26 protein-coding genes are annotated in these 25,983 nt (G+C 60.5%); 15 read left to right on the top strand and 11 right to left on the bottom strand.

Annotated elements, in window-relative coordinates:
* Nucleotides 1–102 precede the first annotated feature (102 nt).
* The 6 genes from BM225_RS01740 to BM225_RS01715 all read left to right on the top strand — a co-directional run bounded on the left by BM225_RS01740 (nucleotide 103) and on the right by BM225_RS01715 (nucleotide 6,942).
* Nucleotides 103–909, top strand: coding sequence for a TRAP transporter small permease subunit (locus BM225_RS01740; protein WP_072706250.1), 807 nt, complete (start codon nucleotides 103–105; stop codon nucleotides 907–909).
* Between the two features lie 3 nt (nucleotides 910–912).
* Nucleotides 913–2,508, top strand: a complete 1,596-nt coding sequence (locus BM225_RS01735) for a TRAP transporter large permease (RefSeq protein WP_072706249.1) — start codon at nucleotides 913–915, stop codon at nucleotides 2,506–2,508.
* 231 nt (nucleotides 2,509–2,739) lie between these two features.
* Nucleotides 2,740–4,230 carry a UxaA family hydrolase gene (locus tag BM225_RS01730; protein WP_092463724.1) on the top strand — a complete coding sequence of 497 codons (1,491 nt, stop codon included), beginning with the start codon at nucleotides 2,740–2,742 and terminating at the stop codon, nucleotides 4,228–4,230.
* A complete protein-coding gene (locus tag BM225_RS01725) occupies nucleotides 4,230–5,285 on the top strand; it encodes a Gfo/Idh/MocA family protein (protein ID WP_072706247.1) in 1,056 nt (351 codons plus the stop codon). Before BM225_RS01730 ends, BM225_RS01725 begins: the two co-directional genes overlap by 1 nt.
* A 34-nt stretch (nucleotides 5,286–5,319) precedes the next feature.
* Nucleotides 5,320–6,045: an SDR family oxidoreductase gene (locus tag BM225_RS01720; RefSeq protein WP_072706246.1), complete on the top strand. Its 726-nt coding sequence runs from the start codon at nucleotides 5,320–5,322 to the stop codon at nucleotides 6,043–6,045.
* Between the two features lie 12 nt (nucleotides 6,046–6,057).
* Complete coding sequence (locus BM225_RS01715; protein ID WP_072706245.1) at nucleotides 6,058–6,942, top strand: DMT family transporter; 885 nt, start codon at nucleotides 6,058–6,060, stop codon at nucleotides 6,940–6,942.
* 169 nt (nucleotides 6,943–7,111) lie between these two features.
* Here BM225_RS01715 and BM225_RS01710 read toward each other — a convergent pair whose 3' ends face one another.
* Together BM225_RS01710 and BM225_RS01705 are read right to left on the bottom strand one after the other, a co-directional pair.
* A complete protein-coding gene (locus BM225_RS01710; protein WP_072706244.1) occupies nucleotides 7,112–7,849 on the bottom strand; it encodes an SDR family oxidoreductase in 738 nt (245 codons plus the stop codon).
* A 21-nt stretch (nucleotides 7,850–7,870) separates the two neighbouring features.
* On the bottom strand, nucleotides 7,871–9,652 hold the full coding sequence (locus BM225_RS01705) for an IlvD/Edd family dehydratase (RefSeq protein WP_072706243.1): 1,782 nt from the start codon (nucleotides 9,650–9,652) through the stop codon (nucleotides 7,871–7,873).
* Nucleotides 9,653–9,800: 148 nt separating this feature from the next.
* Here BM225_RS01705 and BM225_RS01700 point away from each other — a divergent pair, with 148 nt between their 5' ends.
* The 4 genes from BM225_RS01700 to BM225_RS01685 are packed head-to-tail and all read left to right on the top strand — an operon-like array spanning nucleotide 9,801 to nucleotide 12,024.
* Nucleotides 9,801–10,277, top strand: a complete 477-nt coding sequence (locus BM225_RS01700) for a hypothetical protein (protein ID WP_072706242.1) — start codon at nucleotides 9,801–9,803, stop codon at nucleotides 10,275–10,277.
* Nucleotides 10,274–10,996 (top strand): AzlC family ABC transporter permease, encoded by a 723-nt coding sequence (locus BM225_RS01695; RefSeq protein ID WP_072706241.1) that lies wholly within the window; start codon nucleotides 10,274–10,276, stop codon nucleotides 10,994–10,996. The genes BM225_RS01700 and BM225_RS01695 overlap by 4 nt, the downstream gene beginning before the upstream one ends.
* A complete protein-coding gene (locus BM225_RS01690) occupies nucleotides 10,993–11,313 on the top strand; it encodes an AzlD domain-containing protein (RefSeq protein WP_072706240.1) in 321 nt (106 codons plus the stop codon). Before BM225_RS01695 ends, BM225_RS01690 begins: the two co-directional genes overlap by 4 nt.
* 15 nt (nucleotides 11,314–11,328) lie before the next feature.
* Entirely contained in the window at nucleotides 11,329–12,024 is a 696-nt protein-coding gene (locus BM225_RS01685) for an RraA family protein (RefSeq protein WP_072706239.1), read from the top strand.
* 27 nt (nucleotides 12,025–12,051) lie between these two features.
* On the opposite strand, the gene BM225_RS01680 is transcribed toward BM225_RS01685, so the two are convergent.
* Both BM225_RS01680 and BM225_RS01675 read right to left on the bottom strand, forming a co-directional pair.
* Nucleotides 12,052–12,975, bottom strand: a complete 924-nt coding sequence (locus BM225_RS01680) for an NAD(P)-dependent oxidoreductase (protein ID WP_072706238.1) — start codon at nucleotides 12,973–12,975, stop codon at nucleotides 12,052–12,054.
* 27 nt (nucleotides 12,976–13,002) lie between these two features.
* Complete coding sequence (locus BM225_RS01675) at nucleotides 13,003–13,761, bottom strand: SDR family oxidoreductase (RefSeq protein ID WP_072706237.1); 759 nt, start codon at nucleotides 13,759–13,761, stop codon at nucleotides 13,003–13,005.
* Nucleotides 13,762–13,880: 119 nt separating this feature from the next.
* Here BM225_RS01675 and BM225_RS01670 point away from each other — a divergent pair, with 119 nt between their 5' ends.
* From BM225_RS01670 to denD, 5 genes are read left to right on the top strand one after another with little or no spacing between them, the layout of a single operon-like run.
* Nucleotides 13,881–14,915 (top strand): L-idonate 5-dehydrogenase, encoded by a 1,035-nt coding sequence (locus tag BM225_RS01670; protein WP_072706236.1) that lies wholly within the window; start codon nucleotides 13,881–13,883, stop codon nucleotides 14,913–14,915.
* A gap of 9 nt (nucleotides 14,916–14,924) precedes the next feature.
* Complete coding sequence (locus BM225_RS01665) at nucleotides 14,925–15,839, top strand: dihydrodipicolinate synthase family protein (protein ID WP_072706235.1); 915 nt, start codon at nucleotides 14,925–14,927, stop codon at nucleotides 15,837–15,839.
* Nucleotides 15,839–17,212: an FAD-binding oxidoreductase gene (locus tag BM225_RS01660; protein WP_072706234.1), complete on the top strand. Its 1,374-nt coding sequence runs from the start codon at nucleotides 15,839–15,841 to the stop codon at nucleotides 17,210–17,212. Before BM225_RS01665 ends, BM225_RS01660 begins: the two co-directional genes overlap by 1 nt.
* Nucleotides 17,213–17,222: 10 nt before the next feature.
* Nucleotides 17,223–18,374 carry a fumarylacetoacetate hydrolase family protein gene (locus BM225_RS01655; RefSeq protein WP_072706233.1) on the top strand — a complete coding sequence of 384 codons (1,152 nt, stop codon included), beginning with the start codon at nucleotides 17,223–17,225 and terminating at the stop codon, nucleotides 18,372–18,374.
* Nucleotides 18,375–18,395: 21 nt separating this feature from the next.
* Nucleotides 18,396–19,361, top strand: coding sequence for a D-erythronate dehydrogenase (gene denD, locus BM225_RS01650; RefSeq protein ID WP_072706232.1), 966 nt, complete (start codon nucleotides 18,396–18,398; stop codon nucleotides 19,359–19,361).
* A gap of 37 nt (nucleotides 19,362–19,398) precedes the next feature.
* On the opposite strand, the gene BM225_RS01645 is transcribed toward denD, so the two are convergent.
* The 7 genes from BM225_RS01645 to otnK all read right to left on the bottom strand — a co-directional run bounded on the left by BM225_RS01645 (nucleotide 19,399) and on the right by otnK (nucleotide 25,982).
* Nucleotides 19,399–20,202, bottom strand: a complete 804-nt coding sequence (locus BM225_RS01645) for a dioxygenase family protein (RefSeq protein ID WP_083595660.1) — start codon at nucleotides 20,200–20,202, stop codon at nucleotides 19,399–19,401.
* A gap of 74 nt (nucleotides 20,203–20,276) precedes the next feature.
* Nucleotides 20,277–21,053: an HpcH/HpaI aldolase family protein gene (locus tag BM225_RS01640; RefSeq protein WP_092463719.1), complete on the bottom strand. Its 777-nt coding sequence runs from the start codon at nucleotides 21,051–21,053 to the stop codon at nucleotides 20,277–20,279.
* Nucleotides 21,053–21,997, bottom strand: coding sequence for a 2-hydroxyacid dehydrogenase (locus BM225_RS01635; protein WP_072706230.1), 945 nt, complete (start codon nucleotides 21,995–21,997; stop codon nucleotides 21,053–21,055). The genes BM225_RS01640 and BM225_RS01635 overlap by 1 nt, the downstream gene beginning before the upstream one ends.
* A 21-nt stretch (nucleotides 21,998–22,018) precedes the next feature.
* The gene (locus BM225_RS01630; RefSeq protein ID WP_083595659.1) at nucleotides 22,019–23,188 is read right to left on the bottom strand and encodes a pyridoxal phosphate-dependent aminotransferase; all 1,170 of its coding nucleotides are present in this window, start codon (nucleotides 23,186–23,188) and stop codon (nucleotides 22,019–22,021) included.
* Nucleotides 23,189–23,311: 123 nt separating this feature from the next.
* A complete protein-coding gene (locus BM225_RS01625) occupies nucleotides 23,312–24,073 on the bottom strand; it encodes a hydroxypyruvate isomerase family protein (RefSeq protein WP_072706229.1) in 762 nt (253 codons plus the stop codon).
* A complete protein-coding gene (gene otnC, locus BM225_RS01620; RefSeq protein WP_072706228.1) occupies nucleotides 24,073–24,720 on the bottom strand; it encodes a 3-oxo-tetronate 4-phosphate decarboxylase in 648 nt (215 codons plus the stop codon). The genes BM225_RS01625 and otnC overlap by 1 nt, the downstream gene beginning before the upstream one ends.
* The gene (gene otnK / locus BM225_RS01615; protein ID WP_072706227.1) at nucleotides 24,717–25,982 is read right to left on the bottom strand and encodes a 3-oxo-tetronate kinase; all 1,266 of its coding nucleotides are present in this window, start codon (nucleotides 25,980–25,982) and stop codon (nucleotides 24,717–24,719) included. Before otnK ends, otnC begins: the two co-directional genes overlap by 4 nt.
* Nucleotide 25,983 lies beyond the last annotated feature (1 nt).

The raw sequence follows: 25,983 nt of genomic DNA, 5'->3' as shown, positions 1-25,983 counted from the left end.
ACGTGAACATAGCCTGACAATCGGGCGGGCCTATTCCATATGGCCCGCCTTTTTTCCACCCGCTCGCAACTGAAACGGGATTCAGGCAAGGAGTTTTCAACAATGGAGAACCAGAGCGTTTGGCTCGGGGGTCTCAGGGGACCAGTGCGACTGGGGATGATCGGCTTTACCGGTCTCGCCCTCGTCACTTTTGTCATCCTGATCGTCAGCCAGTTTGTTTCTGCCGAGCCTATCGGCATGTACGAGATGATCCGCCCCGCGGGCCGTCCTCTTGCGATGCTGATGCTCTTTTCGCTGGCCGGAGCGTTGCTCTTTGCCTCGGTCTACCTGTCCGACACCGTCGGCCCGATCGAAGAGCGCCCCAGCGGTTTCTTTGACTACATTTCGCTTGTGGCCTCGCGTCTGGCCATGATCTCGATCGCCTTTGTCGTGATCGTCATGTTCTACGAAGTGGTCTCGCGCTACGCCTTCAACCGTCCGACCCTGTGGGCGAACGAGCTGTCCCTGTGGATCGCATCGTTCATCTTCCTCTTGGCGGGCCTCTACGCGATGCAGCAGCGCAGCCACATCCGCATCTATGTGATCTACGACATGATGCCCCGCGCGTTCCAGAAAACCGCGGACGTGATCTCTGTCCTCTTGATCCTGCTCTTTACCTTCACCCTCGTCTGGGGCGGCTTTAACGACGCCTGGACCCGGATGCTGCGGATGGAGACCTTTGGCACCGCGTGGGATCCGCCCCTTCCGGGCACCGTGAAACCCGCGATCCTGATCATCATCGTTCTTGTGGCAGTTCAGGCCGTATCCAACCTGATCGCCGACTGGAACAAAGCCCCCGAACACCACGGCCACGACGATATCGACGAGCACGAGATCGAAACCCTGCGTCGTACGCTGGAGGACAAATAAGTTATGGTTGATATCGGTACCCTCAGCATGATCCTGCTGCTTGGCATGTTTGCCTTGCTGGCGATCGGCATGCCGCTGGGCTTTGCGTCCGCCTTCCTTGCGGTGGTGACGCTGGTCCTCAAATTCGACGTCGACATCCTGTTCAACACCTTTGGCCGCGGACCGTTCTCGGTCCTCGGGCAGGCGGTCTACCGCCAGATGACGAACTACGTTCTGATCTCGGTCCCGCTGTTCATCTTTATGGCCGCGCTCCTAGAACGATCCGGCATCGCCAAGGATATGTACTCGGCCCTGAACCAGCTGTTGTCGCGCACCCGTGGCGGTATTGCCCTTGTGACCTCGCTGATGGCGGTGATCATGGCGGCCATGTCCGGCATCATCGGCGGCGAAGTCGTTCTGCTTGGCCTGATCGCCCTGCCCCAGATGCTGCGTCTGGGCTACAACCAGAACCTCGCGATCGGCACCATCTGTGCGTCGGGCTCGCTCGGCACCATGATCCCGCCGTCGATCGTTCTGATCTTCTACGGTCTGGTCACCGAAACCTCGATCAAGGCGCTGTTCACCGCGTCCTTCCTGCCCGGTTTCATGCTGGCCTCGTTCTTCATGATCTACATCCTGTTCCGTAGCATCATGAACCCCGAGATGGCGCCCCTGCCGCCCGAAGATCCCACCGATCCCAAAGGCAAAGAAAAGGGCCTGATGTTCCTTGGCTTCTTGGGTCGCCTGTTCATGTGGATCACCGGTGTTCTGATCGCCCGCAACCTGTTCTTCACCGTCACCGGCGACAACGCTGTGACCGAAGGGGTCGAGCCGATCTTCCTCGGCATGGTCTCTGACCTGCCCTACATCATCGGCGCATTCGTGATCTGTGCTCTTGTCGTCTATCTGGTTGTCGGCAAAGACCGCTCCAAAGAAGGCTGGGACATGTCCAAAGGTCTGGTGGCACCGATCATCGTGATCGGCGTGGTTCTGGGCTCGATCTACGGTGGCATCACCGGCATCACCGAAGCCGCTGGTATGGGTGTGGTTGCCGTGTTCGTCATCGGCCTTGTCCGCCGCGAGATGACCTTTGACATCGTGTGGGACAGCCTGATGCGGACCCTGAAATCGACCGGCACCATCATCTGGGTGACCATCGGTGCGGCCGCACTGGCAGCAGCCTACACGCTGGCAGGTGGTCCGACCTATGTGGCGAACATGATCGTGGGTTCTGACCTGCCGACCATGGGTGTTATTCTGGTGATGATGTTCATCTTCCTGATCATGGGGATGTTCATGGACTGGGTTGGGATCGTTCTGCTGATCATGCCCGTGTTCCTGCCCATCGTGCTGCGCCTTCCGGTCGAAGAGATCGGCGTCCTTGGCCACCTCGAGGCCCGCCACGTCGCGATCTGGTTCGGTGTTGTGTTCTGTATGAACATGCAGGTGAGCTTCCTGTCGCCGCCCTTTGGCCCTGCGGCCTTCTACCTGAAGTCCGTCGCACCGGCGCACATCTCGCTGACCGACATCTTCAAAGGCTTCCTTCCTTTCATCGCGATCCAGCTTATTGCGCTGTCGGTCCTCCTGATTTGGCCCCCGATCGTGACTTTGTTCCTCTAGGAAGAGGTCTTTGAAACCCGGCCGGGGCGGACATGCTGCCGCCCCGGTCCCTACCCCCTCGGGATCGGGTATGATCCCCCAGATTTTCGTCCGGCCCGACGCACGGCGCCGCCCCGGACCCCCAAAGCAAGCACCGGCGCAACGTCATGACGTTTGCCATACGTGAACCAGACGCCAGCCATACCCCGATTTTCGCGCCGTTTCGGCGCAGTGAAGGTCAAGGAATTAACCATGAAAACCGTCCGTCTGTCCGAAGCCGACAACGTTGTGACCGCCAAAACCCCCCTCGAAATCGGCGAAGATGGCGCGACGCAGTTGATCCCGCGCGGGCATAAAATGGCCACATGTGATATTCCTGCGGGCGCCCCTGTTTTGAAATATGCGCAGCTCATCGGCTACGCGGCCACCGACATTCAGGCGGGGCAACATGTCCACACCCACAACCTTGAATTCCGGAATGTGGACACGGACTACGAATTCTCGACCAACCTGCGCCCTGTCGCCCCTGCGACCCAGCAGGACACCTTTATGGGCTATCGCCGCGCCACGGGCCGCGTTGGAACCCGCAACTATATTGCGGTCCTGACCTCTGTGAACTGCTCGGCCACAGCGGCGCGTATGATCGCCCAACACTTCACCCCCGACGTCATGGCCGATTATCCCAATGTCGATGGCGTTGTGGCCTTTGTCCACGGCACCGGATGCGCCATGGGCGGCGACGGCACCGGCTTCGAGCTATTGCAGCGAACCCTCTGGGGTTACGCGAAGAACCCGAATGTGGGCGGTGTGCTCATGGCGGGTCTCGGCTGCGAGATGATGCAGATCGACTGGCTGATCGAAGCCTACGGTCTGACCCCCGGCCCGCTGTTCCAGACCATGAACATTCAGGACCACGGCGGCCTGCGCAAAACGGTTGAGATTGGCATCGAACAAATCACCGCCATGCTGCCCGAAGTGAACAAAGCCACGCGCGCAGAATGCCCTGCGTCCGAGCTGATGGTCGCCCTGCAATGCGGCGGGTCCGACGCGTGGTCCGGCATCACTGCCAACCCCGCCGTCGGCTACGCCTGTGACCTTCTGGTGGCCCAAGGCGGCACCGGCGTTCTGGCCGAAACCCCCGAAATCTACGGGGCAGAACACCTGCTGACCGCCCGCGCCGCTGATCGCGCGATTGGCGACAAGCTGATCGATCTGATCAAATGGTGGGAGGGCTACACAGACCGCAACGGCGGCTCCATGGACAACAACCCCAGCCCTGGCAACAAAAAAGGCGGATTAACCACGATCCTCGAGAAGTCCCTCGGCGCCGCAGCCAAGGGCGGCACCACCCCGTTAACCGGTGTCTACAAGTACGCAGAACCCGTCACGGCCAAGGGTTTCACCTTTATGGACAGCCCCGGCTACGACCCCGCATCCGTGACCGGACAGATCGCAAGTGGCTGTAATCTCGTGTGTTTTACCACGGGCCGCGGATCCGCGTTCGGCGCAAAACCTTCGCCCTCGATGAAGGTCGCGACGAACACAGAGATGTACAACCGCCTGCACGAGGACATGGATGTGAACGCGGGAACGATCATTTCCGACGGCAAAACCGTCGAGGAAGTGGGCCGCGAAATTTACGAAATGTGGCTCCGCATGGCCTCGGGCGAGCAAACAAAATCGGAAAAACTGGACCTTGGGGACTACGAATTCGTCCCATGGCAGGTTGGCGCGGTGATGTAATGGCCCGTTTACCACTTTGCGTCATAGGTGGAGGCTCGATCGGCATGCGTCACGTCGAAGTGGCGCAAAGGTCGGATAAAGTCGATCTGACCTGTATCGTTGAGCCTTCTGACGCGCGTCGCGCAGACCTGGCCCAAATGGGCTTAACCGCCGTCGCAGCCATTGAGGATGCCCCTGCTGCCACTCGCGCTGCCATCTCGGCCACGCCAACGCAGCTGCATCACGACAGTGCCTTGCAAATTCTGGATCGTGGATGGGCAGGCATCATCGAAAAGCCTCTGACCGCCACGGTGGGCGAAGCCAAAGCATTGGCCGAAGTGGCAGGCGATAAGCCCTTGTTTTGCGGGCATCATCGCCGCTGTCACCCCTTTAGCATTGCAGCCCGAGAAGCCCTGCAGCAGATCGGCGATCTGGTCGGGGTGCAAACACTGTGGTCGCTGCGCAAGCACGACACCTACTACGACACCCCGTGGCGCACCCAGCCCGGCGCAGGGGTACTGATGACCAATGTCAGCCACGAGCTCGACCTTCTGCGCTTCTTGATCGGCGAGATTGACGAAGTCTCTGCCCTGACCTCCAATGCGCGACGCGGCATGGTGATCGAAGACACCGCCGCGCTGTCCTTGCGGTTCGCGAATGGCGCGCTTGGATCCGTTCTGATGTCTGACGCTGGCGCATCGCCTTGGGCGTTCGAAGCGGCCAGTGCCGAAAACCCCGCCATCGCCGCCTCGGGTGAGGATTACCTGCGCATCATCGGCACCCAAGGCGCGCTGGCCTTCCCCTCGCTCACCCGCTGGGGCCGCAGCGACGGAGGAGAGATCGAGTGGTCCAAGCCCCTGAGCCGTCACGCCCCGCAAGTATATGACAAGATTGACCCTTTGCTGGCCCAGATTGACAGGTTCGCGGACGTCGTCGCGGGCGGCCAAGATGATATCCTGTGCACGTTGTCCGATGGTGCAGCGGCGCTAGAACTGACCCTCGCTGCGGTCCTGTCGGGCCGCGACGGACGCCCCGTCAAACGCGGCGACGTACCCGATGATTTTCGCGGGGCCTGACCCCGCCCCGAAACCGATAGATTGGAGAATTGAGATGAGGCTGGAAGGAAAACGCGCCTTTATCACCGCAGCGGGCCAAGGCATCGGCCGCGCCGTCGCGGAGCACTACGCCCGCGAGGGCGCCATTGTCACCGCCACCGACCTGAAGGCAGAGCTGCTGGACGGGCTGAACGTCGAGAAAACCATGGCGTTGGATGTCACTGACAAGGCCGCCCTGACCGCCGCCATTCAGGACGCGCAGCCCGATATCTTGGTGAACTGTGCAGGGTTCGTGCACGGCGGCACAATCTTGGAAGCAAACGACGACGAGTTCGACTTTGCCTTTACCCTGAACGTGAAATCCCAGTTCCACGCGATGCAGGCTGCCCTGCCCGGCATGCTCGAACGGGGCGGCGGGTCGATCGTCAACATCGCGTCGGTGGCGAGCAGCCTAATCGCCGCCCCCAATCGCTGCATCTACGGAGCCTCCAAGGCCGCCGTGATTGGCCTGACCAAATCCGTGGCCGTGGACTATGTGAAACAAGGCATCCGCGTGAACTGCATCTGCCCGGGCACCGTGGACAGCCCGTCGCTGCATGACCGCCTGCGCGCCATGGGCAACTACGAAGAAGCCCGCGCCGCGTTCGAGGCCCGTCAGCCCATGGGCCGCATCGGCACCGCAGACGAGATTGCGCATCTGGTCGTCTATCTTGGCTCGGACGAAAGCAGCTTTACCACTGGGCAGGCCCACATCATCGACGGCGGTTGGGCGGCCGGCTAAAGGAGTCCCCCCATGGGGACCTCGATCCCAAGAGAGGACCGCACAGGCGCTGGGCTCTTGCTCATGTGCCTGGCCGTGGGGTTCTTTACCTGCATCGACACCTCGGCCAAGTGGTTGATCCTGTTCGGATTGCCCACGCTTCAGGTGGTCTTCGCCCGCTACTTCGGCCATTTCATTCTGGCGCTCGCCTTCTACGTCCCACGAGAAGGGCGCGCGGCACTGGTGTCGAACGCACCCGTGAAACAGCTGCTGCGCAGCCTGTTTTTGCTGGGCTCCACCGTCATGAACTTCATGGCGCTGAAACATTTGCCGATCACCATCACGACGACGATCTTCTTTGCTGGTCCGATCGTGACCAGCATTCTGGCGATCCCGATCCTTGGGGAAAAGGTCGGCCTGCGCCGTCTCATTGCGGTGTGCGTCGGGTTCAGCGGCGTTCTGGTGGTGATCCAGCCGTGGGGCACGGCCTTTCACCCGGCGATGTTCTTTAGCCTTGCGGGCCTGATGTGCGCATCGCTCTATTTCATTATGACCCGACTGCTGTCGGGGGTCGAGGCGAACGCCACCCAGCAAATCTGGTCGAGCGGGATTGCCATGACCGCCCTGCTGCCCTTTGCTCTGCAAAACTGGGTCTGGCCGGACACGACGCAGGCGTGGATCATCTTTTGCCTGATCGGATTTTTCGGCGCGACAGGTCACACCATTGCCACCATCGCACATCGGTGGGCGGATGCGTCCTTGCTCGCACCAGTGGTCTATATTCAGGTGTTCCTCGCCTCGCTCGCAGGGATCCTTGTGTTCAACACATGGCCCACGTTGTGGACGCTCGCTGGCGGTGCGATCATCATCGCCTCGGGTCTTTATATCTGGCAACGCGAGCGCAGCCTGAAACGCTGAACCGGCGGGTCCCAAAGGGGCCCGTCCTCCCCGCGCAGAAATTCTTAAGACTTGCAACGCATCTTCTTCGCCTAGGGACGCGGCATAAAAAAGCCGCCGACCACAAGGGCCGGCGGGTAAGTCCGGGTTCTAACACCCAACAGGAAGCATAGTTTCGGTTAACGCCGGGTTAACCGCGCCCGATATAGGGCATATTTGTTGCCATCACGGTCATGAACTGAACGTTGGCTTCGATCGGCAGTTCCGCCATGTGCAGGACCGAGCTGGCGACATTGGCCACGTCCATCACAGGCTCCACCGCAATCGATCCATCGGCTTGCGGCACCCCTTGGGTCATCGCCTGCGCCATATCAGTCAGCGCATTGCCGATGTCGATCTGCCCGCACGCGATGTTGAACGGACGCCCGTCCAGCGAAATGCTGCGGGTCAAACCGGTGATCGCGTGTTTCGAGGCCGAATACGGCGCCGAGCCCCAGCGCGGCACATAGGCCGAGACAGAGCCGTTATTGATGATCCGGCCCCCTTGGGGGTCCTGCGCCCGCATCCGAGCAAAAGCCGCCCGAGCGCAGATAAAGCTGCCGGTCACGTTCACGTTGATCAGGTCGCGCCAAGCATCGACATCGACAGTGTCGATGGTCGTGCCCTTCATCGCGACGCCTGCGTTGTTGAACAGGGCGTCGATCCGCCCCCATTCCGCCAGCGCCTTGTCAAAGGCCGCGTCAACTTCGGCCTCGTTCGTTACGTCACATGGCAGGGCCAGTGCATTCTCGTGGCTGTCTGCCATTTCCTGCACCGTGGCGGGTGTGCGGCCGACGATGCCGACCTTCCACCCGTTGTCCAAGAAATGCTGCGCACAGGCTTTGCCCACACCGCGCGCGGCGCCGGTAATGATGATTGTCTTAGCCATCGGGCCTCCCCTCCCTTTGGGTCAGTGGTTGTCGCGCGGCAGGTCTTGGCAGACCTTGTGGTAGGCGGTGGCCAGTTCCAGACAGCCGCCCTTGTCCAACTGCCCCACGTGGGTGCGATAGATCTCTTGCCACGGTGTCTGGTGCTTGATCTCGGGCGGAGTCCAATCCGCCTTGCGCTGCGCCCATTCCTCGTCAGAGACCAAAGCATCCATGGTCGAGGCATTCAGATCCAAGCGCACCATGTCGCCTGTCCGCAAGTAAGCTAATCCCCCACCCACAACCGATTCAGGCGAGGCGTTCAGGATCGACGGGCTCTCCGAGGTGCCCGACTGACGCCCATCGCCCACGGTGGGCAAGTGGTTGATCCCCTGCTTCAACAGGGCATCCGGCGGCTGCATGTTCACGACCTCGGCGCTGCCGGGATAGCCCACGCAGCCCACGCCGCGAATGAACAGAATGCACTTCTCGTCGATGTTCAGAGACGGATCGTTGATCCGGTCGTGGTAATCCTCGGGGCCTTCGAACACGATCGCACGGGCCTCGTGCACGCCCTCTTCGCCCGGACGGGACAAGAAGCGTTTCTGGAAGTCCGCAGAGATCACCGAGGTCTTCATCAGCGCGCTGTCGAATAGGTTGCCCGACAGCACCTTGAAACCCGCGTTCTTGCGCAAGGGGGCATCATAGGTGGTGATCACGTCCTCATCCTCGGAGCCAAGGCCACTCAGGTTGTCGCCCATGGTCTTGCCCGTGGCGGTCATACAGCCCTCGTGGATGTGGCCAGCCTTTTGCAGCTCGGCCATAACCGCAGGAACACCGCCCGCACGGAAGAAGCTTTCGCCCAAATACTTGCCTGCGGGCTGCATGTTCACCATCAGCGGGATTTCGAAACCGACGGTTTCCCAATCCTTGACGTCCAGCTCGACACCGGCATGGCGCGCAATGGCCTGCAGGTGCGGCGGCGCGTTGGTAGAACCGCCAATCGCAGCGTTCACTTTGATCGCGTTTTCAAAGGCTTCACGGGTCAGGATGTCAGAGGGCTTCAGGTCCTCGTAGACCATTTCCACGATCCGCTTGCCGGTCTGATAGGCCATCTCCATCCGCTCGCGGAAGGGCGCGGGGATCGCCGAGTTACCGGTCAGGGACATTCCCAAAGCCTCGGCCATGGCGTTCATGGTCGACGCCGTACCCATGGTGTTGCAGTGCCCCAAAGAGGGCGCAGACGAACACACACGGCTAATGAATTCTTCGTAGTCGATCTCGCCTTCGGACAGCAGACGGCGGCTCTCCCAAACGATCGTGCCCGACCCTGCGCGCTTGCCCTTCCACCAGCCGTCCAGCATGGGGCCGCCGTTCAAGGCAATCGCGGGCAGATCGGCAGTCGCCGCGCCCATCAGCATCGCCGGAGTGGTCTTGTCACAGCCCGTGGTGATCACGACGCCATCAAGCGGATAGCCATGCAGGACTTCGACCAGCCCCAGATAGGACAGGTTCCGGTCCAAAGCCGCCGTGGGGCGTTTGCCGGTTTCCTGAATGGGATGCACGGGGAATTCCATGGGAACCCCGCCTGCCGCGCGGATGCCAGCTTTGATCCGGTCCATGAGGAACACGTGGATCTTGTTACAGGGTGCAATGTCAGAGCCGGTGTTCGCGATGCCAATGATCGGCTTTTCGCCCTGCAATTCCTCGCGGGTGTATTCCTGATTCAGATAGCGCTCTAGGTACAGCGCCGTCATCCCCGGATTATTGGGATTGTCGAACCACTCTTGCGAGCGGAACCGCTTGTTCGCGCGGGTGTTGGACATGGTTTCCTCCCAGAAAATTCATGAGGCATGGCGAATCTTGTTGTTCGCTGCCAGTCCTTCTACAAAACTCAAATGGTATACCAAGCGCAAGAATATTTTGGTATACCAGAATCAACGCGGCTGGGGAGAGCCGTGCGGGAGGATTACTATGAGACTGAGATTTGGCGCAATTGCGGCCATGTCGGCGGCGCTTGTGACAGGCGCAGCACAGGCAGAAATGTCCATGAAAACAGTGGATCAGTGCCTGACAGAGGCCTTTGACGCCCAAACCAATCCGAACAGCTGTGTCGATCTGGCCCACGCCGAATGCGGTGGCATGCCAGAAGACATGCATGCGGCATCCGCCCTGTGCTTTACCAAGACACAAGAGGTCTGGAACGCCGCAATTGCAGAACAGATGGAGGGCATTCGGGCCCGCGGCGATGATCAATTATCCGCAGTTGCAGGAATCGAGACCAAATACGATGTGCTGTCTGCTCTGCTGCAATGTGACCGGATGGAGGAGTTGAACCGCCTGACCGACCAGAGCGCTGAACTGGTGGCGCGGCAAAAAGCTGGATGTGTCTCGACGGCTTCTGGTCTGGCCTATGTGCGTCTGAACTGGCGGGCACGGTCGCTGCAATGACCCAGTTTACCGCGCGCAAGGCGTTCTGGCGCGGCTACATTGACTGCGCGCCCTTTGTGTTGATCGTGATCCCCTATTCCATGCTCTTTGGCGTGGTGGCACGGGATGCGGGTCTGGACCTGTTCCAGACCATGAGCATGACCGTCTTGGTGATCGCAGGGGCCGCGCAATTCACCGCGTTAGCGCTTCTCCAAGACAACGCGCCGGTGTTCATTGCTTTGCTCACCTCGCTCGCTGTGAACCTGCGGATGGCAATGTATTCGGCGGCTCTGGTGCCCCATATCGGTCACGCGAGATTCAGCCTCCGCGCGCTTATGGCCTATCTGATGGTGGACCAAGCCTTTGCCGTTTGCGTCAAAACCTATGAAGAGCGCCCCGACATGCCGCCCGCAGCCAAGGTCGCGTATTACTTTGGCTGCATGATGCTGATCTGCCCTTTCTGGTACGGGTTCAGTTTTGTCGGAGCCTATGTGGGGCAGGCGATCCCAGCGTCCCTGTCGCTCGATTTCGCGCTGCCAATCTGTTTCATCGCACTGACGGGGCCCCTGCTCCGGTCAGTGCCCCACTACGTCGCCGCGCTGGTGTCTGGGGTCAGCATCCTGCTGTTCTCGTGGGTTCCGTGGAACCTCGGGATCATGGTGGCTGCAACGCTGGCGATGATCAGTGGCGCGCAAACGGAACTCTACCTGCGCCGCCGCGCGGAAAAGGAGGCCGCATGATTTCTGATTTCGATTTCTGGGTCCTGACACTGCTCTTGGGGCTTGGGACCTTCCTGATCCGCTTCTCGTTCCTCGGGATTTTTGGCGGCAAGGAGATGCCCGAATGGGCGCTCCTGCATCTGCGCTACGTCGGGGTCGCGGTGTTTCCGGCGATCTTTATGCCGCTGGTCGTCTGGCCCCCTGCCACCGATGGCATCGTCGATCCCATCCGCATTACCGCCGCCCTCGCCGCTCTGGTTGTGGGGCTACGAGTGAACGTCATTTTCTCAATCATTGCGGGCATGGCGACCTTCTATGCCCTGCGCTTTATCTTCTAACCGAAAGGCCGAACCATGCTCGAAGAACCGCCCATCCTGCGCATCCGCCGCAATTTTCCGCGCCCGACTGCCGCTCAGATCGACGCCTTTCGCGGCGTGCCCACGGGGTTCGTCTGTGATGCGATGAACGGCGCAGGATCGCTGGACACCGCGATTGCCCCCATCGGCGCGGCAACCACCAGTGGCCCTGTGGTCGGCACAGCCGTCGTCGCGGAAAACGGTCCCGCCGAAATTCTGGCCACCATGGCCGCGCTGTCCATCGTGCAGGCAGGCGACATTCTGCTGTCTGCGGTCCATGGGCATCAGGGCACTTCGGCCTGCGGGGATTTGATCCTTGGGATGATGAAGAACAACGATCTGGCCGGCTTTGTAACCGACGGTCCCATGCGCGATATCGAAGGCATCGAAGAGGTCGGCCTGCCCGCGTGGTGCACTGGATTGAACCCGAACTCCCCATATTCCAAAGGGCCCGCAACAGTGGGCGATGGTGCGATCGTTGGCGGTCAGTATGTCTGCAGCGGTGACATCATCGTGGCCGACCGCAGCGGTGTCGTCGTGATCCCCCACGCCAAAATCGACGCGACCATCAAAGCGCTCGAAGAAGTCAAAGCCGCCGAAGATGCGTTCGAAGCCAAGGTCAAAGGTGGCGCCAAGTCTTTCTTAGATCTCGACGCGATGGTGGCCGAGGGCAAGGCCGTCTGGATCGACTAAGCCCTGCCTCCGGCCAGTGGAGGGGGCTCAGCCCTCTCCCTTTTTCACTTCTTCGGCCATGTTCATGCCATTCAGTTCCGCCACGATATCCCCGAGCATGGGCACGTAGTCCCCGCCCCGATCAATCGCTTCGGCATGGGTGTAGTACTGCTTTACCGCGGCTGCCATGATCCCCACAATCCCAGCATCAGAGGCCATGTTGTTGGCATAGCGCACGTCCTTGGACGCGTTGGTAATGGTAAACAGGTGCGCGTTCCGATCACGGTCCACAGTGTACTTCATAAAGGTGTCGAAGAACCCGTTGCCCATACGGCTGGACCCGATGACCTGCCGAACGGTTTGCGGCGCGATGCCGACCTTGGCGCCAAGAACAGTCGCCTCGGAGTAGAGCGCCGCGTAGCCCATCGCGATAAAGTTCATCAGCAGCTTCATCTTGTGGCCCGTGCCCGTCCCGCCCGTGCGCGTGATGTTGCCCGCCCAACACTGGATCACCGGCTCGACCTTGGCATAGGTTGCGTCATCTGCGCCGACCATGGCGTCCAGATTACCTTCTTCGGCCTCTTTCGGCGTTCGGCCCAAGGGGGCATCGACCAGCGTGCCGCCCTTTTCTGCCAGTTCCGCCGCCAGCGCCATGGTCGAGGTCGGATCAGCGGTCGAGGTTTCGATCACGATCAACCCTTCGCGTGCGCCAGCCAAGATGCCATCCTCGTCACGGAAGATCGCCTCGACCTGCGTGGAGTTCGACAGGCAGATGTGGATGATATCGCATTTTTCAGCCATCTCGCGGGCGCTCCTGACCTCGGTCGCGCCCATGCCCTTCAGGCTTTCTACGGGGTCGCGGTTGCGGTTGCCCTTGATGTAAAGCGTGTAGCCCTTTTGCAGGATATTCTTGGCCATGCCGTGGCCCATAAATCCCACGCCGATGAACCCGATAACCGGTTTGTCACTCATGTCTTTTCCTCCCCAGTAAAGACAGTTTTACAGGCTGGCGGTGATCCCGCCGTCCACGAACAACGTGTGCCCGTTCACAAAAGAAGCCCCGTCAGACGACAGGAAGATGCAGGCGCCGACCAACTCCTCGACCTTGCCCCAGCGGCCAGCGGGGGTCCGTTTTTCAAGCCAAGCACTAAATTCAGGGTCCGCCACCAAGGCGGCGTTCAAGGGCGTATCAAAATAGCCCGGCGCGATCGCATTGCAGTTTAGACCATGTTTGGCCCAGTCCGTCGCCATGCCTTTGGTCAAGTTCGTGATTGCACCTTTGGACGCCGTGTAGGGCGCGATTCCCGGACGGGCGAGCATTGACTGAACAGAGGCGATATTCACGATCTTGCCCGCGCCGCGTTTGATCATGTGGCGGGCGACGGCCTGCCCCACGTAGAACGCCGAATTCACGTTGGTCCGCATCAGGCGATCAAAGGCATCGACCGGAAAATCCTCTAGCGGGGTACGATGCTGCATGCCTGCGTTGTTCACCAGAATGTCGATTCCGCGCCCCATTTCATAGGCATCCACGGCATCGGCGACCGCTTTAGCGTCGGTTACGTCGAACACAAGCGTGTCCACCTGAGCACCCGTCGCGCGCAAGGCTTTGGCGGCCTCTTCCAAACGCTCGGGGTTGCGCGCGTTTAACACAATGCGCGCCCCAGCCTGCGCCAAACCCAGCGCCAAGGCAAAGCCGATCCCCATAGACGAGCCGGTGATCAGCGCCGTCTTTCCGCTCAGATTGAACAGTTCCATAAATCCTCCCTTACTGCGGAAAATGGGTGGTTGACTTTCCGCCCGATCCCGCATTTTTTGAAATGGTATACCATTTTGGCGGTGATGCAACCGCCTACGGTTCGGGGAGGAGACCAACCGTGAAAGCGTTATTTGCCCATGGCGCAGAGGACCTGCGCCTTTCCGATTGTGTTGCAGATCCACTTGGCCCAACCGATGTCCGCATCCGGATGGAGCGCGGCGGGATTTGCGGCTCGGACCTGCACTATTTCAACCACGGCGGCTTTGGCACCGTGCGCCTTAAGGAACCCATGGTTCTGGGCCACGAGGTTGCCGGACGGGTGGCCGAACTCGGGGCCAACGTGACGAACCTGAAGGTCGGCGATCTGGTGGCCGTGTCCCCGTCCCGCCCCTGCGGTGACTGTGTGGAATGTCATCGTGGTCTGCCGAACGAGTGCCTGAACATGCGGTTCTACGGCTCGGCTATGCCCTTTCCGCACATTCAAGGCGCCTTTCGCGAAGAGATCACGGTCATGGCCAGCCAGTGCCATGTGGCCAACGATCTGACACCGGCCGAGGCTGCGATGGCCGAACCCCTTTCGGTCGCTTTGCACGCTGTCCGCCGCGCAGGCAACCTGATGGGAGCCAAGGTTCTGGTGACCGGATGCGGCCCGATCGGCCTGCTCGCGATTCTAGCCGCCCGCCGTGCTGGGGCCGCGCAGATTATCGCGGTGGACATCACTGACACATCACTTGCGATGGCGGCCAAGGTTGGCGCGGATGTCACCCTGAACACGATGACCAATCCTGACGCGTTGGCAGACTATGCAACGGGCAAGGGCACTTTGGACGTGCTGTTCGAATGCTCGGGGGCAGCCCCTGCTTTGGCCGGTGCGATCCCTGCCCTGCGCCCCCGCGGCGTGATCGTGCAGCTGGGTTTGTCTGGCGACATGCCCCTGCCCATGATGCAGATTACCGCCAAGGAACTGGAATTGCGCGGGTCTTTCCGCTTCCACGAAGAATTCGCCGTGGCTGTCCAGCTGATGTCCGCAGGGCTGATCGACGTGAAACCCCTGCTAACCCACACATTTCCATTGACCGAATTCCAGACCGCCTTCGAGACCGCCAATGACCGCACCCAAGCGATCAAAGTGCAGTTGTCCTTTGGTGCCTAAGGAGGATTTATGACCAAACCCTATACCGGCATTTGGCCTGTTGCGCCCACGCCCTTTAACCCCGATGGCACCCTCGATCTGGAGGGCATGAAGCGCGTGCTGGACTGCATGATTGATCAGGGCGTGGATGGCATATGCATCCTCGCCAACTTCTCGGAGCAGTTCCTGATTTCCGACGCCGAACGAGAGACCCTGACCCGCTTGTGTCTGGAGCACGTCGCGGGCCGCGTTCCGGTGATCGTGACCATCAGCCACTATGCGACCCCGATTGTGGTCGAGCGTGCGCAGTTCGCCAAAGACCTTGGCGCGTCCATCGTGATGATGATGCCCCCCTACCATGGCGCCCTGCTCAAGGGCACCGCCGAGCAGACCTTTGAACAGTTCCGCGCCGTGGGCGAGGTTGGCATCCCAATCATGCTGCAAGACGCCCCTCTGTCCGGCGTCGATCTGCCCGTCCCGCTCTTGGTCCAGATGGCCCAAGAGATCGAGATGCTGAAGCTGTTCAAGATCGAATGCCCGCAGGCCGCGATGAAACTGCGCGCCCTGATCGAGCAAGGCGGCGATGCCATCGAAGGCCCCTTTGACGGCGAAGAAGCGATTACACTCTTGGCTGATCTGGACGCAGGCTGCACCGGCACCATGACCAGCGCGATGATCCCTGATCTGATTGGCCCCATTGTCCGCGACTTCCTCGCTGGCAACCGTCAAGCGGCTATCGACGGCTACGCCCGTGTCTTGCCCGCCGTGAACCACGAAAACCGCCAGTGCGGTTTCCGCTCGGCGAAGGCAGCGATGATGGAAGGCGGTGTGATCAAGTCCGACTTCTGCCGCCACCCCATCGCGCCCCTGCATCCCGCCACCCGTGCGATGCTGATGGAACTGCTGACGCCGCTTGATCCGCTGGTCCTGAAGTGGGGCAAGTGATGCACTCTGCTGCGATTACCGAACTGCAAACGCTACTTGGGGACCGTCTGGTCACGACCCAAGCCGACCGCGATCTGCACGGACAGAACGAGACGTGGTATCCGCTGACCCCGCCCGACGCCGTAGCCTATCCCGAGACCACGCAAGAGGTCTCGGACATTCTGAAAATCTGTCACGCCCATGACTGCCCCGTGGTGGCCTATGGCGCGGCAAGTTCGCTCGAGGGTCAGCATCTGGCGACCCGCGGCGGCATCAGTCTGGATATGAACCGGATGAACCGCGTTCTGGAAGTGAATGCCGAAGATCTGAATTGCGTCGTCCAGCCTGGCATTACCCGCATCGCCCTGAACGAGGAGCTGCGCGCCACCGGACTGTTTTTCCCCGTGGACCCCGGCGCGAATGCCAGCATCGGCGGCATGACGGCCACCCGCGCCAGCGGCACCACCGCCGTGCGGTACGGCACCATGCGCGAAAACATTCTGGCGCTCGAGGCTGTCACGGCCGACGGTACCATCGTCCGCACCGGCACACAGGCCCGCAAGTCCAGTACGGGCTATGACCTGACCCACCTGCTGGTCGGCTCCGAAGGGACGCTGGGGATTATCACCGAACTGACCGTCAAACTTCAGGGTATCCCCGAGGCGATCAGCGCCGCCACCTGCCGCTTTCCCACCATCGAAGACGCGGTCAACTGCGTAATCCTGACCATCCAAAGCGCCATCCCCATGGCGCGGATTGAGCTGGTGGACGAGATGATGGTGCGGGGGTTCAACAACTATGCGGACGCGGGCCTGCCCGAAGTCCCGCACCTGTTCCTTGAGTTCCACGGGTCCGAGAACAGTGTGGCAGAGCAAGCCGAAATGTTCGGCGCCATCGCCGAGGATTTCGGGGTCGAGGCCTACCGAACCGCCACCAAAACCGAGGACCGCAACGCCCTTTGGGCCATGCGCCACAAGTCGCACTATGCCTCGGCTTCTTTGGGCAAGACGGGGCATCTGATGCCCACCGACGTCTGCGTGCCAATCAGCAAACTGGCCGAAGCGGTTGTGCAGGCCCAGAATGATGCGAAACGACTGGGGCTGACCTCGACCATCGTGGGGCATGTAGGGGACGGGAATTTCCATTCCGGCATCGCTCTAGACCCCACAGACCCCGAGCAAATGAAGGCCGCCGAAGAGTTCACCGATGCATTGGCCAAGACAGCCATGCGTCTGGGGGGCACCGTCAGCGGCGAGCACGGCATCGGTCTGGGCAAAATGAAATACATGAATGCCGAGCACGGCGCAGGCGTTGCGCTGATGCGGTCGATTAAGGCCGCGCTTGATCCGAAAAACATCCTCAATCCGGGCAAAATGCTGCCCCCCGCTGAATAAAGGAGCCCCCATGCTGCCGTTCGAGAATACCGATCCGACCGCCACTCTGGTGGGCCGCGTCTGGCGCCCCGAAATTGGTCCGTGTCTTATCACTTTGCGCGGGGACGAAGTGATCGACATCACCTCTAAATCCGTGCCGACCATGCGCGATCTGTTGGAACTGGACGACCCCGCTACCTATGTTCGCGACGCGGTGGGCGAAAGCCTTGGGTCACTGACCGATCTGGCGCACCTGAGCGGCGAAGCGGTTGGCGATGACGTGATGCATTTCCTTGCCCCCTGCGATCTGCAAGCGGTCAAGGCGTGCGGGGTGACCTTTGCCGAATCCATGGTTGAGCGCGTGATCGAGGAACAAGCCGCCGGTGACGCCGACCGCGCCGAAGAAATCCGCGCCAAGGTCAAGGACAAGATCGGCGACAGCCTGTCCGGCATCACCCCCGGGAGTGATCAGGCGATGGAGGTCAAGAAGGTCCTGATCGCCGAAGGGCTCTGGTCCCAGTATCTGGAAGTTGGCATTGGCCCCGACGCCGAGGTTTTTTCCAAGGCGCAACCCCTGAGCTCTGTGGGATTCGGAGCCTCCGTCGGCCTGCACCCTGTCAGCAATTGGAACAACCCCGAGCCAGAGATCGTCATCGCAGTAAACAGCCGCGGCGATATCAAAGGCGCGACCCTAGGCAATGACGTCAATCTACGCGACGTCGAAGGGCGCAGCGCCCTGCTGCTCGGGAAAGCCAAAGACAACAATGCCAGCTGCGCAATCGGCCCATTTGTCCGACTGTTCGATGACAGCTACGGTATGGCGCAGGTCGAAACTGCCGAGTTGACGCTCAAGGTCACGGGCGAGGATGGGTTCATTCTGAACGGCCACTCGTCCATGACCAAAATCAGCCGCCACCCCGCCGATCTGGCGGCGCAAACTTGCGGGCGGCATCACCAGTATCCCGATGGGTTCTTCCTGTTCTTGGGCACTCTATTTGCCCCGATTCAGGACCGCGACAATCCCGGTCAGGGCTTTACACACAAAGTTGGCGACGTGGTCAGCATCTCTGAACCCCATCTGGGAGAGTTGCGAAACACCGTGCGTCTGTCCACCGAATGCCCTGAATGGACCTTTGGCACCGCAGCGCTGATGCGCAATCTGGCGGGGCGCGGGCTACTTTAATTCTCTGGGAGGAGATTTTTCATGAAAGTTCTTATCATCGGAGGCGGCGGCCTCGTCGGTCAGAAGCTGGCCAAATCGCTGGCATCGCGTGGCGAACTGCGCGGTCAGAGCATCGATACCCTCGTGCTGGCAGACGTTGTGGACCCCGCGCAGGTTGATGCGCCCTTTGCGGTCGAGACCGCGACATGTGACATCGCCGATCCGGCCAGCGTCAGCAGCGTGATTGATGCCGAAACCGACGTGATCTACCTGCTGGCTGCCATCGTTTCCGGCCAAGCCGAAGAAGATCTGGATCTGGGCTATAAGATCAACATGATGGGCACCATGAACGTGCTAGAACGGTGCCGCGAACTTGGCACCAAGCCGGTTGTGGTCTTCACCTCATCAATCGCCGTCTACGGCGGTGAGGTTGCGGACCCCATCATCGACGACACCTTCTTGAATCCGCAGACCAGCTATGGCGCGCAAAAGGCCATCGGCGAGCTGCTGCTGAACGACTACAGCCGCAAAGGCATCGTGGACGGGCGCGGATTCCGCCTGCCGACCATTTCAGTCCGTCCGGGCAAGCCGAACCGCGCTGCTAGTAGCTTTATGTCGTCGATCATTCGCGAGCCTTTGAACGGCCAAGAGGCGGTGTGCCCTGTCGATCCGAGCTTTGCCCACTTTTACCTGAGCCCGCGCAAGTGCATCGAAAACCTGATCAAGGGCGCCGAAATTCCCGAAGAAGATTTGGGCCAGAACCGCTGCATGATGATGCCTGGCCGGACTTGGACCATCGGCGAGATTGTCGAGGCCCTGCGCAACGTCTGCGGGCCCGAGCCTGAAAAACTGATCCGCTGGGAAGAGCAGCCCGATATCCTCGCGATCGTGCGGGGCTGGCGCTACGACATCCAGCCGTCCAAGGCACTGAAACTGGGCCTCACTGCGGACGAAAGCTTCGAGGATAATATTCGCTACTATCTCGAAGACGACAAACCCGCTGCCTGACGAAAAGGCCCGCCAGAGGAATGGCGGGCCGCACTCGTTACGCCAGCCCGATGATGCACGACCCTGTGTAACCTTGTTGGGGAGAGCCGTTCAGTTGCATCATCTGCTGCTCTTTCTGGGCATCGGTATTGTCCGCAAAGATCATGTCGCGGTCGTAGGATTGACGCTCCAGATGGCGGGTGCCGTTCGTATAGATATCGCTCGCGGCGCGATACACGGCGGCACAGTCTTCTTCAGGCAAGGAAATCTGCGAAGTGAGTAGGCTGTCGCGCCCCGTAACGATTTCATCTGCGCTTTCAAACACTTCGAAGTGAAAGTGCGGCCAGCGCCCATTATAGCAACCGGGGAAGATCGTCGTGAACTTGACCACCCCGTCCGCGTCGGAAATGCCCACGCCGCGTAGGTTGTTGCGGTCGTCGTAATCATAAAGCGAGTACTTCCCGATCGCATCACAGTGCCAGAGATAAAGCGCACGACCCTCGAGCGGTGTGCAGGCGTCATTTGCGTCAACCAAGGTCAGAGCGACCTCTAGGGGGACACCCTCTGCCGTTGGGCTCATGCCGTTGAAACTGGGACGCAAATCCTCGCGGATAATGCCCTCTTGGGTCAGCACGTTGATGCTGCCGCCGCGCCCGTTTGTCCCATCTGCGGGATAAGGCCCTGCGGTCTCGGTGCTGTTGACCACGCATTGCAGCGCGGCCGCAGGGTTGGCGGCCAGCGCCCCTGCCCCCAACAGAAAACCAAGCGCGCTGCGCCGACCAATAAGGCGCGGCAAGTCGTGACGAAGCCCCAGATCGTGGTCGTCTTTGTGGCCCTCTGCTGCGGTGTGAATATGTGTCATGAAAACTCCTTTCATGACTTCAACGCAGCAGATGTCGTTTTCAGTCTCTGTAACGGTTCACAGCAAGGTGAGGATCAGCGCACATAAGCCGATCGCGCCGTCTGGAGACGCTCGCGCAGGTACCGTTGCAGGGCGACCATATCCACATCAACGGCAGTGAACAGGCTGCCCGCCTCGACCGCGATGGCCGTCAACGCGTCGTCCACCGACAAGAATCCCGCCGGCTTGCCAAGTGCCCGAACCCGCTGGATGGCATCGCGGATCGCGGCTTCGACATCGGGGTGGCGCACATTCCCCGCATGGCCGAGCGAGGCCGAAAGGTCCGCCGGTCCAATAAAGACCCCATCAATCCCGTCCAGGGCCGCAATCTCGTCCAGATTATCGAGCCCCTTTTGGGTTTCGATCTGCACCAGCAGGCAGATCTCTTCGCGGGCGCGGGTGAAATAGTCCGGCACTGTCCCGAACCTATTGGCACGAGTGGAGCCGCCCATGCCGCGGAACCCGCGGGGGGCGTAATCCACAGCCTCAATCGCCAGCTTCGCCTCTTCGACAGTCTGGACATAGGGGATCAGCAGGGTTTGAGCGCCCACATCCAAGAGGCGCTTGATCTCGGCCGCGTTCAGTTCTGTGGGGCGCACGACGGGGTGCGTGCCGTAAGTCGACATCGCCTGAAGCATCGACAAAATACTGTTCAGATCGTTGGCCGTATGCTCGCAATCAAGCAGCAGCCAGTCAAAACCCAAACCGGCCAGCATTTCCGTCGCTGCATTGTCGCGGATGGTGGACCACAGGCCGATCTGTTGTTGACCAGCCATGATCGCCTTTTTGAACGGGTTGGCGATCTGTTCCATCAGTTCACCGGCGTAACAAGAGCGTCACCGTTGAAAAACGCGGTCACGTTGGACAGCTGAACCTCGGCCATAGCGCGGCGGGTTTCATGGGTACCGGACCCTTGGTGCGGCTGAAGCACCACGTTGGTCAGATCGTAGAAGCGTTCGTTCAGATGCGGTTCATTGACAAAGACATCAAGGCCCGCCCCCGCGATGGCGCCACTTTCCAGCGCGTCGAGCATCGCCTCTTCGTCAATGGTGGTGCCGCGGCTGATGTTGATGATCACGCCATTTTTCCCGAGCGCGTTAATCACGTCGCGGCTAACATAGCCTTCGGTCTCCTTGCCGCCGACAAGCGCGACGACGTACCAATCCACCGCCTCGGCGAGGCTCTTGGGGTCCGCATGGTAGGTCCAGCCGGGGGTCTCTTTTTCACTGCGCGAATGGTAGTGGATGTCCATCTTGAACGCTGCCAGACGGTCCGCGATTTCGCGGCCAATGCGGCCAAGGCCACAGATGCCCACGGTCCCACCGGTCATCTTGCGGTTCAACGGCAGGCTGCCACCGCCAGCCCAACGGCCAGAGCGGGTCAGGTTATCGCCCTCGATCATGTTGCGGGTCTGTGTCAGCATCAGAGCTACCGCCAGATCCGCCACGTCGTCGTTCAGGACATCGGGGGTGTTGGTGACTTTGACGCCGCGTTCATTGGCCGCATCCACGTCGATCGCGTCATAGCCAACACCAAAGTTCGCAATCAGGCCCAGGTTTTCCAGCGGGTCCATCGCCGCCCCGCCAAAGGGGGCGTGTCCCTTGAACACCACTGCGGTGATACCCGCGCGGGTATCCGCGTCCACGCCCGCGATATCGTCAGGCGACGCGGCATAAACGTTGGGGTAATTCGCATCGAACCGCGCGCGCTCTTCCTCGTTGAAGGCACCACAGACAAGCAGTTTTACATCGGACATTTCACATTTCCTTTCCGTGGTTTAGAGCAATTTCTTGATGCGGCTTATCGCTTCAAGAATGTTCTCGGTCGAGTTCGCGTAAGAGAAGCGCAAGTACCCTTCGCCCCACGCGCCAAAGGACGTGCCCGCGACGGTCGCAACCCCCGCCTCGTCCAGAAATTTGTCCTGCGCCTCTTTTGATGTCAGGCCTGTGCCCTCGATATTCGGAAAGGCATAGAAGGCCCCCGCCGCATCGGCGCAGCGCACTCCGGGCAGGTCATTTAGGGCATCGACGATCACTTGGCGGCGGGCGTCGAATTGGGCCACCATATCGGTCACGCAATCCTGCGATCCGGTCAGGGCGGCCAGTCCCGCGAATTGGGTCGGTGCGTTCACGCAAGAGTGGTCGTTGATACACAGGCGTGTCACATGATCCACCGCCGCATCCGGCCAAACCGCATAGCCCAGTCGCCAGCCGGTCATGGCATAGGTCTTGGACCAGCCATCCAGCATGATCAGGCGATCGCGGATTTCGGGGTATTGCAGCAGGCTGACATGTTCGCGCCCGCCATAGAGCATGTTGCTGTAAATCTCGTCTGACATCAGGGCCACGTGGGGGTGATCCATCAGGCCCGCGACCAGCTTGTCGATTTCCTCTTTGGGTGTGACGCCGCCCGTGGGGTTGGCAGGGCTATTGATGATAATCAGACGGGTGCGCTCGGTAATCTGGGACAGAACCTGTTCGGCGCTGAAGGCAAAGCCGTTCTTTTCCTCCAAGGCAATCGGCACAGGCGTCGCACCGCTGTATTTGATCACCGATTCATAGATCGGGAAGCCCGGATTGGGATACATGATCTCGACACCCGGTTGGCCGAACATCATCACCGCAAAGAACATGGTGGGCTTGCCGCCCGGCACGACGACCACATTGTCAGGGTTCACCTCGACCCCGTGGCGGCGGTTCAGGTCAGCGGCGACGGCCTCTCGCAGCACAGGCAGGCCATTTGCGGGGGTATACCCGTGGTGGCCATCGCGGATCGCCTTGATCGCGGCTTCGGAAATATGTTCGGGCGTTTTGAAATCCGGCTGCCCGATCCCGAGGTTGATAATATCTTTGCCCTGCTGCGCCAGTGCCTGTGCCCGCGCCAGCACCACAAAGGCGGACTCGGTTCCCAGACGCGACAGACTGTCGGCGAAAATCATGCCTGACATGGTCCCTCCCCATAGGCTGATTAAAAGTGTCGGAGCGGGCCCCTCCTTCCCGCTCCGACTTGGTTTGGAAATTTGGTATACCAAAATTCCCCACCTGAAAAGCCCCGAGTTTCGGGGAGTGTTTCAGAGATAGTTTTTCAGCCAACCAATGGTTTGATCAGTGGGTTTGCCCGGCTTGTATTCGGCCCCGATGGGCGCAGAATATCCAAGATCGGCAATCAGTTGCAGGACATAGCTAAAGTCCAGTTCACCATGATCGGGCTGTGCACGGTCGGGGACCGAGGCGATCTGGATGTGCCCGATCTTGGGCAGTAGGTCGCGCAGAGTATTGCTCAGATCGCCCTGCATCAGCTGCATATGATAGCAGTCGAACATGATCTTGATGTTGGGTTCGTCCACCATGTCGATGATCCGTTGCGCTTCGGCGGTCGAGGTCAGGAAGTACCCCGGCACGTCATAGGTGTTCAGAGGTTCGATCAGGATGGTGATGCCAAACGCCGCCGCCCGTTCGCAGGCATATTTCAGGTTAGAGACGAAGGCTTTGGCCGCCTCTGCCCCCTTGGACTTGCCCGCCATGACATGGATGCACTTGGTGCCCGTGGCGTTGGCATAGGCGACGGCCTGGTCGATGGCAGCGCGCCCCTCGTCCATGCGGTCGGGCAGCGCACACAGGCCGAAATCCCCGTCATCCAGATCGCCCGGATGGGTGTTCAGCCCCAGCATGGTCATCCCGGTTTCCTTGAGCGCCTCGCGCACCTCTTTGGCGGGCGTATCATAAGGCCAGTGGCATTCCACATCCGAAAATCCGGCCTTTTTCGCGGCGCGGATGGCGTCGGGCAAGTCCAGTTCTCGCCAGAGGAACCCGAGGTTGGCAGAGAATTTCATCAGTCCCACTCCACATCATATTTGGTCACGATCTGCTGGACCATTTCCGGGCTCAGCATCTTCGCATTATAGCCGCGCATCAGGATGGCGAGCCGCGAGGTGTCTTCGAGTTCTTCGATGGCATTGCAGGCGGACTCCACATCCTTGCCCGCGACGACGGGGCCATGGTTGGCCAACATCACCGCGCTGCGTTTTCCCGCCAGCCCGCGCACCGCATCGCCCATCGCCGGATCGCCGGGGATAAAGAATGGCAGCAGCTTGACCTTGCCCAGTTTCATGATCGCATAGGGCGTCATGGGCGGCAGGAAGTTATCCTCATCCACCTCGGGCATCAGGGACCACGCGACCGAGTGGCAGGAATGCAAGTGCACCACCGCGCCGGTCTTGTTCCGCGTCTCGTAAAAGGCCGCGTGCAGGGGCATTTCCTTGGTCGGTTTATCGCCACCGATCAGGGTACCGCTTGCGTCGAACCGCGACAGCCGCGCCGGATCAAGTCGCCCGAAGCTGGTCCCCGTGGGCGACACCAAGAGCCCCCCGTCCGGCGTCCGCGCCGAAATGTTGCCGGTCGAGCCCCCCGTCAGACCGCGGTCAAACAGGGATTTGGCCAATAGGCACATCTCTTCGCGCAGCTTGGTTTCTTCGGTCATTGATCCTCCAGCACGGCAAGCGCGTCGGCAAAGAACTCTTCTTTGCCAAAGTTGCCGGATTTGAGGGTCAAAGCAATCTTTTCGCCTTCGCTCTCGGTATAGGTCCACGGCACGCCGGGCGCGATCTCTTGGCCGATGTCCAAACGGGTGACCCCTAGCGCTTGTGTGACAGCACCGCTGGTTTCGCCCCCTGCCACAACGAACCGCCGCGCCCCTGAACTGAACGCTGCTTGGGCCAGTTCGGCCAGCGCATCTTCGATCATCGCCCCTACTTGCGGGCCGCCAAAGGCCTCTTGCGCCTTGCGCACTTGATCCGGCTCTGCGGTGGCGTAGATCAGGGGCGCTTTGCTCAGATCCTGTTTCGAAAGCCACGTCAGCACCGGACCAATCCCACGTTTCTCTAAGTCGAAGGCATCTAGACGGTAGCTGGGGGCATTGACCGAATACGCGCTCACCTGCGCGCGGGTCATGGCCGAACAGCTGCCAGACAGAATGATGGTCTTTTCGGGCAAATCCGGTCGCACGGCTTTCTCGGCATCCGCTGACAGCACCCCGTCACGCACATAGAGATCGGGCAAGGGCATCGCGACCGCACTACCGCCGGTCATCAATGGCATATCACGGCAGGCAGCAGCGATGGTATAGAGATCATCATCGGCCACAGCGTCGATCACAACATGCGCGACGCCGGCGCCCTCGAGTTCTGACAGACGTTCGCGCAACGCATCAGCGCCGCGGGCGACGGTCAAGCGATTGGCCAGCCCCACCGGCCCCGAAACCTGGGGTGCGAGCAAGCGCATCAAGTTACTGTCGCGCATGGGCGTCAGGGGGTGATCTTTCATCGGGCTTTCGGCCAAGGGCTGCTCGCCGACAAAAAGGTTGCCCATGAAAATCGCGCGCCCGTTTTCAGGAAACGCGGGACAATACATGGTCTGCTTGGCGTCCAGATCGGCCATCAGGGCCTCGGCCACGGGGCCGATATTGCCCTCGGCCGTGCTGTCAAAGGTCGAGCAGTATTTCCAGAAAAACCGCTCTGCGCCTGCTTGCTTTAGCCAGTCCAAGGCACGGCGGCATTCAGCGACGGCATCGGCCACAGGGGCCGTCCGGCATTTCAGTGCAATCACCTCGAACGGGGCGGTGTCAGAGGGCGCCTCGTCGGGAATGCCCATGCGCAAGGACACGCGCACGCCGGAGCGGGCCAAGAGGCCTGCCAAATCAGTGGCACCGGTAAAATCGTCGGCAATGCAGCCAAGTACGGTCATA

Origin of the sequence: Donghicola eburneus, assembly GCF_900115865.1 — a bacterium.
Classification (GTDB): domain Bacteria; phylum Pseudomonadota; class Alphaproteobacteria; order Rhodobacterales; family Rhodobacteraceae; genus Donghicola; species Donghicola eburneus.
The sequence above is the reverse complement of the archived record's forward strand: the minus strand, read 5'-3'. Positions and strand labels throughout refer to the sequence as shown.